Raw genomic sequence first — 15,034 nt, 5'->3', positions numbered from 1 at the left:
AAATTTCTAGTTTTTTTATGCGAAAAATGACTAATATTCACTTTTTTTAATCTTAATTGGTACTTGTAGACGGATGAACATATTCCTCTCTTCTTTTGAAAGATAAGGAAATTCATAAACGACTTCACAAATGTAGTCACCAATGACTTCATAATTATGATTAGTAAGATAGCGATGAAGTGTTTTAATTGTTGACAATTCATTCTCAAAACGGTGGCAATAACAAACCGCATAATGTCCTTCCTCTAAAACTTTTAGATGTTCGGTGTCACTATCATGATCAAATAGAAAGAGTTCTTTTGAGATAAAGTTTGAATTAACAAAATCTTCCATTTTCATTATTGAACCAACTTGCGTAAAGTATTGGGTTCCTAAACCTTGCTTTTCCAAGCTTAATTTAAAAGAACGTAAATGTTTTTCATAATCAAGCAAATTCATATCGTATATATTTGAATCAATGGTATAGGTATGAATTTTTCGTTGTTGGAAATACTCAATTCTGACACCATTAAAATTTTGATATGTTACAAAGCAATCGTACGCTTGCTTAAATTGTGTAATCATTTTAGTTTTCTTTTTTATCTCTTGTTCATGTTTTTTTAAACTTGCTTGTTTTTTGGTAATTGCATAATTAATAAATTCTGATTTTTCTGGGTTTGAGAGTAACAGATTGATATCATCTAAAGAAAAATCGAGTGACTGAAGAAAAAGAATCATATCCAAATGAGAAGATTGGGATAATTCGTAATAACGATACCTGGTTTCGGGATCGACATACACCGGTTTCAATAAATTAATATCGTCATAATATCGTAAAGTTTGAATTGATACGTTGTTAAGCATTGCCATTTCACCAATTTTTAAATAATTCATCATCTCACTCCTTGACTCTATACCAACTATAGACATTATAGTATAGATGTGAAATAAATATCAAGGAAAAAAGGAGGAATTGATATGAATCGAACAAAGATTAAAGTAGTACAGTACGGATGTGGAAAAATGTCTGAGGTAATTATTAAGAATTTGTATGAGAAAGGTGCTGAACTTGTTGGAGCTATTGATAATAATGATAGCTTGCAAGGCGTTGATGTTGGTGAGTTTGCTAATTTAGGTTTTAAAACTGGCGTAACCATTAAGAAAGATGCCGATGAAGTTTTTAATGCTTGTGATGCAGATATCGCAATTGTAACGATATCTAGTTACATGGAAGACAACATAAAGTTTTTTGAAACGTGTGCTCGACATGGCGTGAATGTTGTTACAACGGCTGAGGAAGGAATATATCCATGGAATACAAGTCCTGAAATCACAAATTATCTTGATCGATTAGCTAAAGATAATAACATTACAATTACAGGGAGTGGGATGCAAGATATATACTGGATACATATGCCTTGTACCGTTGCAGGTGGTGTGAATAGTTTGAAAACAATTAAAGGAGCCGTAAGCTACAATGTTGATCATTACGGTATAGCTTTGGCACAAGCACATGGTACTGGATTTGATTTAGAGAAGTTTGACAAAGAAATTGGCTCTGCAGAAAGTTTCCCATCATATATGTGGAATGCAGGTGAGGCTATTTGTGCTCGGATGAATTGGAGTATTAATTCAATCAGTCAAAAATCAGTACCAATTGTATTAGAACATGACATATACTCTGAAACGCTAGGTAAAACGATTCCAAAAGGCGATGCGATTGGGATGAGTGCTGTCACAACAATCCACACGAACCAAGGGATTAAACTAGAAGTTCAGTGTATTGGAAAAGTATATGATGAAGGTGAAGGTGACATGTGTGATTGGGAGTTTATTGGTGATCCTGATGTTAAATTTTCAGTCAATAAACCCGACACAGTGGCTCATACATGTGCTACGGTTGTCAATAGAATCCCAAGTATCATTAAAGCAGAACCTGGGTATACAACTGTTGATAAATTAAGTGCTCCTGAATATTTAACCTATCCAATCCATACTTATTTAGATTAAAAAAACAGCTTCGGCTGTTTTTTTGTGATAGGATGAAGACAAGGAGTGATAGTTATGTTAAAAATTGGCCAAAAAGCACCAAACTTTACTTTAAAAAACCAAGATGGTGAGGATCGTAGCTTAACTGATTATTTAGGTAAAAAAGTTGTACTCTATTTTTATCCTAAGGACAATACACCTGGATGCACAAGTCAAGCATGTTCTTTTAGAGATTATAATCAAGAAATCAAAGAACTTGGGGCAGTTGTTTTAGGAATTAGTAAGGACAGCGTTCAATCACATCAACGATTTGCAGAGAAACAAGCATTAAGCTTTGATATTTTATCTGATGAAACGATGGAAGTGATTCAAGCTTATGGTGTTTGGAAAGAAAAAACGATGTTTGGTAAAACAGCAATGGGTGTTCAAAGAGCGACTTACATCATTGATGAGCACGGAAACATTGAAAAGATCTATGAAAAAGCAAAAGCCAAACACAATGCTGGAGAAATTGTAGAATATCTAAAAGAAAAATAGTCTCGTATGGAGACTATTTTTTATTTGGTAAATACCAATTTATTGTTTGAAGATTGATCATCAAGGTAACTGTAGCCTAGACGATCATATCTTTGTAGTTTTTTTAGGGAGTCTATTTTATTTGTGATAATAAATGATAACATATCTCCACGAGCTTGTTTTGCTCGAGTTGCTTGTGTTTTTCCATTTTCTTCCAAGAAAATTATGTCAATTAAGTATTCACTTGGAAGCATTTTTGAAAATTCTTTTGAAGCCAGATTGATAATCGGCTCCTTGATTGTTGAATGAATAAGTTGATTGTGTTCTTCCCAATAATCATATAAATTAAGGTCGATTTTACTAAAAAAATCTAAACGGTACGGTTGCACTGCATCAAGTGGTTTTAGGTATCCGTACAATGCAGATAAGATCCATAAATTATCTTGGGCATAAACAAAATCATCATCAGACCAAGAATCGATATCTGCTGCTTGAAACACAGCGCCAGAATACATCGAGATTGCGGCTTGAGAATCATAGTCTTCATTGTAAAAATTAAATATTTCGTTGCTTAATTTTTCAGAAACACTAAAGCGCTTAACGATTTCTTCTTGGTTAAATTGTTTCACACGATTTCGAAGGTCTTGGCTTTGGTTAAAAAAAAGAGGACTAGATTTAGGACTAAGTCCAGTTTTGTTTTGTTTTTTTGTTGGGGAAATAATTATTTTCATGGAATCAACGTTTCGTAAAGTTCCTTGTGGTAGCCTACAAAGATTCCTTCTTGACTAATTAATAAAGGTCTTTTTAGTAAGCGGCCATCTGTACTTAATAATTCAATTGCTTCTTCATCACTTAAATCATCGAGTTTATCTTTTAAATTCATTTCACGATAAAGCACCCCTCGTGTATTGAAAAATTTCTTGATCGGAAATTCACTTTGTCCAATCCATTTTCTCAATTCATTGGCATTGGGGTTGTCACTCATAATATCACGGTAGTCATAAGCTATGTTATTGTTATCCAAAAATTTCATTGCGTCACGGCAGGTAGAACAGCGTTTATAACATATAAATATAGGTTTCATTATCTCATCCTCCATATCTATAGTATAGCAAATTTGTTCTAATTGATAAAACCTTGTTGGTATAATTTTTTAACGACAACTTGTGCAATCAAGAAATCAACAATACTGTGGATAAATCCACCAACACCAATCATTAAAAATACAAATTTAACAAGGTCAATACTTGTTTGGGTTACCTGATAAAACAAGATGACTACAAGACATTCAGCCGTTGCGTGGATTAAACCGATTAATATATTAAAAATGAATAATTGTTTTGGCTTATTGATTAAATCTGGATTTTTTTGAATATATAGTGCTCCTAAGTAAGCAAAAACAATATGGGATAATGCTCTTAATGCGATTACAGGTGGTAAGCTAACAAAAAAACCAAAGGCGGTTCCTAGGCTGACCATAATTGCGACAGAGGGTGAGATAAACATTGAAATAAATACAGGGACATGGCTGGCAATCGTATACGATGCTGGGGGTATAGTTACTTTGTACATAAACATCGGTATAATAATTCCTAAAGCAATTAGTAATGCAGAGCTTGTTAAATTTTTTGTTGTTGACATAATCATTCTCCTTGTGTCTTGACACCATTATACGCCAAAAAGAAAAGGTGTCAAGACACCTAGTCGTTATGATATAACAATTGATTATGATCTAAGTCATGATATAACTCATTAAAATCTAAATCTTGAGGATAATAGATTGTATGAATATGAACGCCATCTGTTAATGTAGATAAAAGTTCAGCTTCTAATGACAAGAAATCATCGATGTCTTCGTGATTTTTAATGTTTAGTTGACCTGTTAGTTCACCATATACAGGATGCTCTACCGTAACAGATTCGACTAATACATTGTGTTTAACGAATATCTCTAGCTCTAATCTTGTTTGATCTTGATTATGATTCATGACGATGTTTTTACGAATTAATCCTTCTTGAGGATGTTTGAAAATGTATCCTTTGCTGGTTGCGATGATTGCATGACCTTCAGCTCTTAATAATGCAATATCGCCGACAATTACTTGCCGAGACACGTTATACATTTCTGCAAATTTCCGCGCAGGATATGCACTATCGTTTGCATGTAAATAGTTTAAGATATTCTCACGGCGTTGATTTCCACTCATAACAATCACTCCTTATTCATATTGTATCTTATTTCTCTGATAAGTAAATATACAAATGTTGACCTGTTAAACTGATTGTGATACTGTTGTATTATAAGTAGTACAGATGAGAGGTGTTATAATGAAAGTTTTATTATTTCAAAAAGGAGAAAAAATGCTCCGAAAGTCTGGAATTGGTCGGGCAATGCGTCATCAAATGCAAGCTTTAGATCTTGCTGGTGTTGAGTATACAACCAATCCTGATGATGACTATGATATTGTTCATATAAATACAGTCGATCCTTATGCAAGAAAAATGGCAAAAAAGGCAAATAAAAAAAGAATACCAGTCGTCTACCATGCACACTCAACAGAAGAAGATTTTAAAAATTCATTTGTTTTATCAAATCAAATTGCACCAGTGTTTAAACGATGGATTATGTCTTCGTATAAATTGGGAGATTATATTCTTACACCAACTCCTTACTCCAAAGAAATTCTGGAAGGATATGGCATTCAAAAACCCATTCAAGCGATTTCTAATGGCATTGATTTAAACCGTTTTTCTAAAAGTGATGAGAAAGTTAAGAAATATCGAGAGTTTTTTAATCTATCGGATGATGATCGAGTTATTCTATCAGTCGGTTTATATTTCGAAAGAAAAGGATTACCCGACTTTATCGAACTTGCACAAAGGATGCCAGAATATACATTTATTTGGTTTGGCTTTAGCCCGTTGGCGAGTGTGACCAAAAAGGTTCGTGATGCGATTAAAGAAAAGCCCGATAATTTAATCATGCCTGGCTATATCTCAGGTGATATTATCGAAGGTGCATATGCTGATGCGGATATTTTCCTATTTCCATCGTATGAGGAAACAGAAGGCATTGTTGTTTTAGAAGCTTTAGCAGGAAAATGTCAAGTAATGTTACGTGATATTCCGGTCTATGATCCGTGGATGGTTGATCAAGTGAATTGTTATAAAGCAAATAATAATGATGAGTTTGAACGTTTAGTAAAAGCATATCTTGAGGATGAAATTCCGAATACGATTGCGAAAGGCTATGAAGTTGCAAGAGAACGATCAATTGAAGCGATAGGTTATCAACTAAAAGAAGTTTATGAGAGAAATTTAAGAAGGAAAATCTAATCCTTCTTTTTTTAAAAGAAACTTGGTCAGTTTAACAATAAGGTATATAATAATGAAGAGAAGGAGTGGTAAGATGAAACTAACAGCGTACTTAACAGCAGAATCTTTAGGAAGTGTTCTTGGAATTGAAAAAGATGTTAAGCGATATCAGTTCTTAGATACTTGCAAAGAATTAGAAAAAAGCGGCATTGAAGTCGAAATATATGACGCTCATAATCATGCTGAGAGAGTTAAAGATATTTCAGTTTTGCCTAGTTTTTATGTTGATAATGAATTAAAATTTGAAGGGAAGTACCCTAATACACAGGAACTTCAATCAATATTTAAACTTGAACTTAATGAAAATAAACAAACAAGTGACTTAATCCAAGCTGCGAATGATGGAAGGATAGGATACTGTTGTGGTGTTGGAACAGATATCTATTTAGATCCCAATGATGAAGAATAAAAAATTACTCTTTTTCGTTATCATCGTTCTATTAGCACTTGGTGGATGCAGTGAAAAAGCTCAGTCTAAAGAAGAGCCAAAAGAAGAACCAAAAGCACCGGAGTTTTATAAGCAAACAGTGACGTTGCTTGATAAAGAATATGTATTGCCAGTCGCTTATAAAGATTTAGAAAAAGATGGTTGGATCCTTGTTGATAATGATGATTATGAGTTAGAAGCAGGTAAAGTCATTCGGAATCGTTACATTAGAAATGGGGCCTACATCTTAGATGTGAGTTTCTTTAATCCGATGAAAGACAGTTTACCTTTAAAAGAAACGTATGTTGCAACGATCGGTGCAGAGAATCGCACCTTTGGATCCGATAAAGCAAGCGATATAAAAATAAACAAGGGTATCAACTTTGCTACTCCCATTGAGACGATCATTGAAGCATTGGGTGATTATACCAAAGAAGAAAATGCACAGTTTATAACGTATACATTTCAACATGATAAAGTAAGCAAGACAGAGATTAAATTAACAGTTGAAAACAAAACAATTCGTTGGATTATTGTTGAAAGTTTCAGAATATAACAGCTACATTGTAAGGAAGTTTAGTTTCTTACAATGTAGCTTTTTTGATGATTTTATTTAAATGGGTTAATAAATAACTAAAAATCGACAAAGCTTTGACTTTTAATCGTTCTGTTTTAATAAAATCATATTGAGGAACCAAGATTCAAGATAATTTGATGAAATGATAAATGAATGATAAAATGTAAGTACTATTAACGACAGTTTTACTTTATCTTTAAGATTATTTTTATACTTTGCAGTCAAGCATCATAAAAAACTTTACCGACATCATTCCAATGGTCAAGTTTTTAATACTAGGTATTCTATGATTGTGTAAAAATATTTTGACCTACACTTTATATTTTTACATTTAAATATCGTGGTTGAAGGTTAATAAAATAGATACGATAATTAATGAAGGATAGCAAGGCATTCGCATTCTTATTGATAATCAAGCTTAATTTGAGATAAAACCTTGAGTATTTAACATAAAAAATTCTCATTTCATGACATATAAATAACAATTGAATACCGATAGACAAGCAAGAATAAGAAATATGATTAAATAAGATAGAAAGAGTCGTCGAGTAGTATAGATGAAGATGCACTAAAATTTTTGTACTATTGACTAATTTTTTTAATTTTTAGATAAAGAAGGAGGAGGGTTAGTTTGTCTAGAAAAAGATACGGGAGAATGAAAACAAGAGGTATTAAAACACAAGAACCAGAGATTGTTGAAGAGGAATCTGAAATAGAAGTTGAAGAAGAGACTGAAACAATAACTGAACCAGAACTCCCAGAAGAGAAAAATTCATTTGAGTCAAATGATAATAACTCAAGTAATAACGTATTATCTTCGATTAAAAAATGGATTGATGAACGAACAGAAATACCAGAACCAGAAATTGAAACAATGAATGATAATCAAGTTGATCATGAAAGTTGGGGAGTTTCACATCAAGAAGAAACAAACTATGAAGTTCAAAATGAAGAAAGTAACACTATTAGAGAAATAGTTGAGGAGAAAAAAATGCATTCAGAGAAAACAATTATTGCAAAAGGGGTTCAAATTACGGGTGATATTAAGCTTGATGGTGATTTAGAGTTTTTCGGTGAAATCACAGGTGATATTGAATCAAGTGGTGATATTACTTTAGCAAGTGGGGCACAAATGGAAGGAATTCTTAAAGGAAGAAATCTAGAAATTGTGAGTGGCTATGTTACTGGCAATGTATCATTAAATAATGATGTCACAATTGAAAATCAATCAATTTTGACAGGTGATATACATGCAGAAAATCTTGTGTCTTCAGGGAAAATTGTTGGTAATGTGTACATTGACAATAAAATTATCCTAAATGATTCAAGCATTTTAGAAGGTAATGTTCGAGCACGCGAGCTAGAAGTAAAAGCTGGAGCAATTATTCAAGGTCAAATTGACATCGAAAAGTAGATTATAAGAAAAATGAAATGTTAAATATTGAATGAGTTATTATGATGTTTTCAATCATAGTAGCTCATTTTTATGTTTGCTCACGTGTAAATAGCAAAGATTAGAATTTTAAAGAAAAACTTGACAAAAATAAGGAATGAGATATCATGTATTTAGCAGTCATAGAAACGGAGTGCTAAGGAGGCTTATATGACAAGAAAAAAACAATTTAAAGCTGAATCCAAACGACTCTTGGATTTGATGATTAATTCTATTTATACAAATAAAGAGATATTCTTAAGGGAACTTTTATCAAATGCCAGTGATGCATCGGATAAATTATACTTTAAATCTTTACAGGATACAGATATAAAAATCAGTAAAAACGATCTTCAAATACGTGTTGATGTCGATACAGAAAATCGTCAGCTTATCATCCATGATCGTGGGATAGGAATGAATAAAGAAGAACTCGAAACGTATCTTGGAACCATTGCTAAAAGTGATTCCCACGCATTTAAAGAAGCGTTAAGTGACGATGAGGCAAACCCAGTAGATATTATCGGACAATTTGGAGTGGGATTTTATTCAGCGTTTATGGTGAGTTCAAAAATTGAGGTTATTTCCAAGGCATACGGACACAATGATGCGTATCGCTTTGAATCCAATGGTTTAGACGGATATCGAATTTCCGAGGCAGAACGTGAGCATCATGGAACAACAATAATTTGTACTATTAAAGAAAGTACAGATGAAGAAGACTATGATCAATTTTTAGAACCTTTTACATTGACGTCTCTTATTAAAACCTATTCAGATTACATTCCTTATCCAATTATCATGAAGACTGAAGAAGACAAGGAAGAGACCATCAACTCAATGGTTCCACTTTGGAAACGATCAAAGTCAGATGTAAGCAAGGAACAACTGAATGATTTTTATAAAGAAAAATTTAATGACTTTGAGGACCCATTAAAAACAATCCAAATGAAAGTTGAAGGTGTCCCATCGTTTGATGCACTGCTCTATATTCCAAAGCATGTACCCCATAATTTTTATTCAACAGTTTACGAGCCAGGTCTACAACTTTATAGTCGCGGAGTCTTCATTATGGACCGCAACAAAGACCTAATTCCAGAACACTTCCGCTTTGTTCAAGGATTAGTGGATTCACCAGACCTATCCTTAAATATCTCTAGAGAAATATTACAACACGACCGTCAATTAAAAGTAATTTCGAATAGAATTGAACGACGCATTCAAAGAGAGTTAGAAACTATGATGAAAAATGATCGTGATGAGTATGAAAAACTATGGACAAACTTTGGATCAAGCATCAAGTATGGAATTTATTCCAGCTTTGGTATGAATAAGGAAAAGTTACAAGATTTACTCTTATTCAACAGTTCAACAACAAACCAACTTACAAGCTTAAGCGAATACGTTGAACGAATGAAAGAAAATCAAGAAGAAATATACTTTATTTCAGGAGAATCAATCGCCAAATGTGAAATATCTCCGCAAGCTGAATTTGTTCGATCAAAAGGATATGAAGTGCTTTATTTAATTGATGAAATTGATGAGTTTGTTTTACAAGTTATGATGAATTATGATGAGAAAAACTTTAAATCAGTGAATCAAGGTGATTTAGATCTTATTGACGATGAGACTAAGGAAGCAATTGAAAAGAAAACAGAAAGTTCAAAAGACTTGTTATCAAGTTTAAAAGAACACTTAAGTCACAAAGTCGATGATGTAAAATTGTCATCCCGACTCGTATCCCATCCTGTATGTTTAGTAAGTGATGAAGGATTGTCATTTGAAATGGAAAAGGTCTTAAATGCTTTACCTGAAAATGATGAAACAATGAAAGCACAACGGATACTTGAAATAAATCCAGACCATGAATTACTACAAGCACTAAATTCTATGTATGAAAAAAATCCAGATACTTTGAAAGACTATGCAGATATTCTTTATGATCAAGCATGTTTAATAGAAGGCTTACCAATCGAAGATCCTGTAGAGTTTTCTAAAAAAATTGCTAATTTAATGATTGAGACATCTAAATAACAATTAAAGGAAAGAAGTTAAGGATAACTTCTTTCTTTTTACGAAGTGAAAGATACCCCCTTATATAGAAATATGGTACAATTAGCATAGTAAAGAAGGGTAGAATGTGTATGGTTTTAGATTTTACAGTGATTGATGCAGAAACAACGGGACGAAGTGATAAAGCGGATGATGTTACAGAAATTAGTGCCATTAAATATCGTAATGGTGAGCCAGTCGCTTCTTTTTCAACATTAATCAAGTCTAAAAATACGATTCTTCCGTTTGTGGTGGAATTGACAGGAATTACAAATTCGATGATACAAGATGCACCACTTATCGATGAAATTATCATTAATTTGGTTGATTTTATTGGGGATGATGTTATTTTAGGTCATGATGTAAACTTTGATTATGGCTTAATAAAAGAATCCTATGAGCGTGTGAGCCAAGAACCTTTCGACAATGAAAAGATTGATACCTTGTCACTTGCTCAATGTCTTATTAAGGACAGTGTCAACCACAAGTTAGAAACGTTGTGTGATTATTTCTCAATACCTAGAGAAATAGGTCATCGAGCGTTAGACGACTGTCGTCAAACAGCAGATGTATATTTAAATATAGTAAGTAAGTATAAGGAGAGATACCATGAATGTCTATGATTTTGATAAAACAATTTATGATGGTGATAGTTCGATTGATTTTTATAAGTACACCTTAAAAAAACATCCTTCGATCATAAAAAAATGGCCATCACAAATTAGTGCAGCAACAAATTATAAGCGAAAAAAAATGAGTAAAACAGATATGAAAACAATCTTTTATCGTTATTTTGAACATATTCCGAATATGAATGACCATGTTGAATCATTTTGGAAAGCTCATCGACATAATTTAAAGGATTGGTATTTTGAACAAAAAAGGTCAGATGATTTAATTATTTCAGCATCTCCTGAGTTCTTGCTTAAACCAATATGTTCAGAATTAGGCGTTGATTTGATTGCGTCTGTTGTCGATCCTTTTACCGGCAGAAATATGCGTGAGAATTGTTATGGTGCTGAAAAAGTTGTTAGAATGAAAGAACACTATAATATTGATGAGATGGAACAGTTTTATTCAGATTCTTATTCTGATGATCCACTTGCACAATATGCAAGCGAAAGCTTCTTAGTTAAAGGAAATAAACTCTTACCTTGGTAAGAGTTTTTTTATTATAAATTATCAAAATTAAATATTTTAGAAAATATTGAAAAAATAAATAATATAGTGTATTATGTATGAGAGGTGATACAATGTATACGTGGGTTACAGGAAATGCAGAACTACGAATTGTGACGTTGAATGAACATAATGTCACGTTGAATAGCAATGCAACTGAACATTTTACAAAGAGTCATTATGTGCTAGTTGGCATTAGTGATGAAGGTATGGTCGGGGTTAAGCCGGTGACTAAAAAAGATTTAGAGTTGAATCGTTATAACCGTGATCTTCTTCATAAAATTTCTGTAGGAAAAGCTTATGCCAAGATAAATAACAAGGCATTATGTGATCTTATATCGAAAAAATTAGGAGAACCTTTGGTCGGTCAGAAAATAGTGGCTAAATACAATGATCAGGAAGATGTGTTGGAATTTGATTTAAATGATTTAGGGAAAGAAGGGGTGGTTCTATGACATCAACGACATTTTGGTTAATTGTTTTGGTTGTGATGATTCTTTTTGAATTAGTTACGATTGGTAATTTAGTCTCGTTGTGGTTTGCGATTGGAGCGGCTGCTTCATTAATTGTCAGTTACTTACATCCTAGTATGCCATTACAGATTGTGGTTTTTGCGGTGGTATCGATACTATCACTTGTTATTGTAAGACCAATCGCTACAAGGGCCTTGCGTGGAAATGTCATTGCGACAAATGCAGACCGCTTAATTGGTCGAACTGTCAAGTTGCACCAAGGGGTCACGCCTGAAAGCTGGGGTTTAGTTAAAATTAATGGTGAAGAGTGGTCAGTAGCGAGCTATGAAGACTCAGAGATTGAGGCAGGAAGCTTGGTCGAAGTTCGAGCTATCGAAGGTGTAAAGTTAATTGTTAAAAAAGTTTAACTAGAGAAGGAGAAAGTTTATGGACTTTTTTGGATATATATTATTGGGATTAGTTGTTATTATTGCATTATTGATTGTGTTTTACTCTGTACGAGTCATTCCTCAATCCAATGCATATGTTATTGAGAGATTAGGGGCTTACAGTCATACATTAGAAAAAGGAATGCACATTATTTTACCGTTTGTGGATCGTGTAGCAAACAAAGTTTCATTGAAAGAGCGAGTGCAAGACTTTGAACCACAACCTGTAATTACAAAGGATAACGTAACAATGCAAATTGATACGGTTGTTTACTTCCAAATTACAGACCCTGTTCTGTATACTTATGGAATTCACAATCCAATTAGTGCTATTGAAAATCTAACAGCAACAACCTTACGTAATATCATTGGAGATTTGGAACTGGATCAAACCTTGACATCTCGTGACATTATTAATACTCAAATGCGTGTTATCTTGGATGAAGCGACAGATCCATGGGGAATTCGAGTTCAACGAGTTGAGGTAAAGAATATTATCCCACCACGTGATATTCAAGAAGCAATGGAAAAACAAATGCGTGCTGAACGTGAACGTCGTGAGTCGATTCTTCGTGCTGAAGGTGAAAAGCGCTCTGCTATTTTAATCGCGGAAGGTGAAAAGGAATCTGTAGTTCTTAGAGCTCAAGCTCAAAAAGAAGCTCGTATAACTGAAGCTGAAGGGGAAGCACAAGCAATTGAACGTGTGATGGCAGCTCAAGCAAAAGGTGCATCCTTACTTTCAACAGTTACAATTGATAATGCTTATTTAAAACTTAAGAGTTTAGAAACAATGGAAAAAGTTGCGGATGGTCAAGCAACAAAAATTATTGTTCCATCAGAATTACAAAATCTAGCTTCTGTTCTTCAAATGGGCAAAGATATTGTAAGTAAAGATTAATTAATCACATCATCTTGAAAAAGGTGATGTTTTTTTATGACGAAGTTGTCACAAACATTGTTTGATAATTAGGATATAATAAAACTATGAAGATACTAATTGTAGAAGACGATGCAACCATAGTGTTTGCGCTAAGAAAATTTTGTGAAAGTAAAAATTGGTCATGTGAAACTGCCTACACCGTTTCCGAAGCGAAACGAAAAATAAGCTCAGACATTGATTTGTTTATGCTGGATATAGGACTCCCAGATGGGAGTGGTTTTGAAGTATGCCATTTGATAAGAAAAGAATTTCAAACGCCAATATTATTTTTAACAGCGCAAGATGATGAACAAAGTCTTGTTCAAGCTTATGATCTGGGTGCGGATGAATATTTGAGTAAACCATTTAGACTTAGTGAGCTCGACCGAAGAATTCAAGTTTTGCTTAAAAGACAAAAGCAAACGATGATAGACATTGAAGTATTGAAGATTAATGTTTTAACAGCGATGGTTTATGTTAACGAGGAAGAGATAATTTTATCGGTTCAAGAATATCGTTTGTTATTGGTGCTTGCCCAACACGTCAATCAAATAATGACACGTCAATCATTGAGTCGTCATATATGGGGAGACGAAGATTACATTAGTGATAACACACTTTCTGTAAATATTAAAAGACTAAGAGAAAAGTTGGGTCAAAGTGTATCGATAATTACAATACACGGTGAAGGATACTGTTTGGAGGTATAAATGACATACGATAACGATCAAAATAATTTATTTAAGTCTTTGACTATATTATATCTTTTTGCACTTGTAGCCATTGGTTTTATGCCAGTTTTTATTATAATTTTGGGGTTGTTTATTGGGACACTATTGATGATAATTCGATATTTTAAGAAACGTAAAGAAAACATTGATAAACTTCATATCTATTTACAAAAATTGAATCAAGGAAATTATAACTATGATTTGTTAGCCTATGAGGAAGGAGAGCTTGCTAGAATTCATTCGGAACTGAACAAGACAACTGTAAATATGAGAACAATGAATGAACGACTCAAAGATCAAAAAGAATTGCTTGCTCATCAGTTTCAAGATGTATCGCATCAACTAAAGACACCCCTAGCAGCATTAATGTTGTTGAATGATTTACAAGAAGAGACAGAAATCACAGAAAATATTCATGCACAGATTGAAAGAATGCGAAGTCTAGTAGAGTCTTTAATCACGCTAATTAAAGCTGATGCTCAATTACTTCCATTTTGTCCAGAGTGGGTGCAAACAAAACACATCCTTGATCAGGTGCTCGATAACTTGTCTATTCATTTAAAAGAAAAAAAATTAATCGTTCGTGTGAGTGGTGGAGAAAAGAAGATATTTGTTGATTCAAAATTAATGTTCGAAGTTCTTTATAATATTATTAACAATAAACTGGATTATGCACAAGAAGTGATAATGATTGAGGTTGAACAAAAAGGACCTTGGACCACTATTCGTATTTCTGATGATGGAGATGCTATATGTCACCCTCAAAAAGTATTTGATCGTTTCTATACTTATCCAAGTAAAACAGAAAGTTTAGGAATTGGGCTTGCATACGCTAAGAGCGTCTTAGATCTCCATCACGCTACAATTAGAGTAGAAGAAAAAAATACATTTGTCATAGAATTAGATCATGTGACAAAACTGTAAGAAAATAGAGTCTTATTACGGTCTATACTCTAA

The 15,034-nt window shown here is 33.2% G+C and carries 19 protein-coding genes; 14 read left to right on the top strand and 5 right to left on the bottom strand.

The genetic code is table 11. The features are described 5' to 3' along the window. Window positions 1–30: 30 nt before the first annotated feature. Complete coding sequence (locus GVV10_RS08160; RefSeq protein WP_159521521.1) at window positions 31–873, bottom strand: MerR family DNA-binding transcriptional regulator; 843 nt, start codon at window positions 871–873, stop codon at window positions 31–33. An 84-nt stretch (window positions 874–957) separates the two neighbouring features. On the opposite strand from GVV10_RS08160, the gene GVV10_RS08155 reads away from it, so the two are divergent. Both GVV10_RS08155 and bcp read left to right on the top strand, forming a co-directional pair. Beyond that, window positions 958–1,989, top strand: coding sequence for an NAD(P)H-dependent amine dehydrogenase family protein (locus GVV10_RS08155; protein WP_159521519.1), 1,032 nt, complete (start codon window positions 958–960; stop codon window positions 1,987–1,989). A gap of 54 nt (window positions 1,990–2,043) precedes the next feature. Beyond that, window positions 2,044–2,505 (top strand): thioredoxin-dependent thiol peroxidase, encoded by a 462-nt coding sequence (bcp, locus tag GVV10_RS08150; protein WP_159521517.1) that lies wholly within the window; start codon window positions 2,044–2,046, stop codon window positions 2,503–2,505. 20 nt (window positions 2,506–2,525) lie between these two features. On the opposite strand, the gene GVV10_RS08145 is transcribed toward bcp, so the two are convergent. The 4 genes from GVV10_RS08145 to GVV10_RS08130 are packed head-to-tail and all read right to left on the bottom strand — an operon-like array spanning window position 2,526 to window position 4,691. After that, window positions 2,526–3,215, bottom strand: a complete 690-nt coding sequence (locus GVV10_RS08145; protein WP_159521515.1) for a YaaA family protein — start codon at window positions 3,213–3,215, stop codon at window positions 2,526–2,528. Continuing rightward, complete coding sequence (locus GVV10_RS08140; RefSeq protein ID WP_159521513.1) at window positions 3,212–3,568, bottom strand: arsenate reductase family protein; 357 nt, start codon at window positions 3,566–3,568, stop codon at window positions 3,212–3,214. The genes GVV10_RS08145 and GVV10_RS08140 overlap by 4 nt, the downstream gene beginning before the upstream one ends. Window positions 3,569–3,606: 38 nt before the next feature. Beyond that, window positions 3,607–4,125, bottom strand: coding sequence for a hypothetical protein (locus tag GVV10_RS08135; protein WP_201290026.1), 519 nt, complete (start codon window positions 4,123–4,125; stop codon window positions 3,607–3,609). Window positions 4,126–4,184: 59 nt separating this feature from the next. After that, window positions 4,185–4,691 carry a transcription repressor NadR gene (locus GVV10_RS08130; protein ID WP_159521509.1) on the bottom strand — a complete coding sequence of 169 codons (507 nt, stop codon included), beginning with the start codon at window positions 4,689–4,691 and terminating at the stop codon, window positions 4,185–4,187. Between the two features lie 121 nt (window positions 4,692–4,812). On the opposite strand from GVV10_RS08130, the gene GVV10_RS08125 reads away from it, so the two are divergent. The 12 genes from GVV10_RS08125 to GVV10_RS08070 all read left to right on the top strand — a co-directional run bounded on the left by GVV10_RS08125 (window position 4,813) and on the right by GVV10_RS08070 (window position 15,001). After that, a complete protein-coding gene (locus tag GVV10_RS08125) occupies window positions 4,813–5,820 on the top strand; it encodes a glycosyltransferase (protein ID WP_159521507.1) in 1,008 nt (335 codons plus the stop codon). Window positions 5,821–5,893: 73 nt separating this feature from the next. After that, window positions 5,894–6,268 carry a thioredoxin domain-containing protein gene (locus GVV10_RS08120; RefSeq protein ID WP_159521505.1) on the top strand — a complete coding sequence of 125 codons (375 nt, stop codon included), beginning with the start codon at window positions 5,894–5,896 and terminating at the stop codon, window positions 6,266–6,268. Next, window positions 6,255–6,842 carry a hypothetical protein gene (locus tag GVV10_RS08115; protein WP_159521503.1) on the top strand — a complete coding sequence of 196 codons (588 nt, stop codon included), beginning with the start codon at window positions 6,255–6,257 and terminating at the stop codon, window positions 6,840–6,842. Before GVV10_RS08120 ends, GVV10_RS08115 begins: the two co-directional genes overlap by 14 nt. A 676-nt stretch (window positions 6,843–7,518) precedes the next feature. Continuing rightward, on the top strand, window positions 7,519–8,277 hold the full coding sequence (locus GVV10_RS08110; protein ID WP_159521502.1) for a bactofilin family protein: 759 nt from the start codon (window positions 7,519–7,521) through the stop codon (window positions 8,275–8,277). Window positions 8,278–8,466: 189 nt separating this feature from the next. Next, window positions 8,467–10,329, top strand: a complete 1,863-nt coding sequence (gene htpG / locus GVV10_RS08105) for a molecular chaperone HtpG (protein WP_159521501.1) — start codon at window positions 8,467–8,469, stop codon at window positions 10,327–10,329. A 104-nt stretch (window positions 10,330–10,433) separates the two neighbouring features. Continuing rightward, complete coding sequence (locus tag GVV10_RS08100) at window positions 10,434–10,970, top strand: 3'-5' exonuclease (protein ID WP_159521500.1); 537 nt, start codon at window positions 10,434–10,436, stop codon at window positions 10,968–10,970. Next, the gene (locus GVV10_RS08095) at window positions 10,957–11,508 is read left to right on the top strand and encodes an HAD-IB family phosphatase (protein ID WP_159521499.1); all 552 of its coding nucleotides are present in this window, start codon (window positions 10,957–10,959) and stop codon (window positions 11,506–11,508) included. Before GVV10_RS08100 ends, GVV10_RS08095 begins: the two co-directional genes overlap by 14 nt. A 92-nt stretch (window positions 11,509–11,600) precedes the next feature. Continuing rightward, the gene (locus GVV10_RS08090) at window positions 11,601–11,981 is read left to right on the top strand and encodes a hypothetical protein (protein WP_159521498.1); all 381 of its coding nucleotides are present in this window, start codon (window positions 11,601–11,603) and stop codon (window positions 11,979–11,981) included. After that, window positions 11,978–12,406: an NfeD family protein gene (locus GVV10_RS08085; RefSeq protein WP_159521497.1), complete on the top strand. Its 429-nt coding sequence runs from the start codon at window positions 11,978–11,980 to the stop codon at window positions 12,404–12,406. The genes GVV10_RS08090 and GVV10_RS08085 overlap by 4 nt, the downstream gene beginning before the upstream one ends. A gap of 19 nt (window positions 12,407–12,425) precedes the next feature. After that, window positions 12,426–13,325: an SPFH domain-containing protein gene (locus GVV10_RS08080; RefSeq protein WP_159521496.1), complete on the top strand. Its 900-nt coding sequence runs from the start codon at window positions 12,426–12,428 to the stop codon at window positions 13,323–13,325. 86 nt (window positions 13,326–13,411) lie between these two features. Then, on the top strand, window positions 13,412–14,056 hold the full coding sequence (locus GVV10_RS08075; protein WP_159521495.1) for a response regulator transcription factor: 645 nt from the start codon (window positions 13,412–13,414) through the stop codon (window positions 14,054–14,056). Continuing rightward, window positions 14,057–15,001, top strand: a complete 945-nt coding sequence (locus GVV10_RS08070; protein ID WP_159521494.1) for a sensor histidine kinase — start codon at window positions 14,057–14,059, stop codon at window positions 14,999–15,001. Window positions 15,002–15,034 lie beyond the last annotated feature (33 nt).

This window comes from Erysipelothrix urinaevulpis (assembly GCF_009828835.1).
Classification (GTDB): Bacteria; Bacillota_I; Bacilli_A; order Erysipelotrichales; family Erysipelotrichaceae; genus Erysipelothrix; species Erysipelothrix urinaevulpis.
The sequence above is the reverse complement of the archived record's forward strand: the minus strand, read 5'-3'. Positions and strand labels throughout refer to the sequence as shown.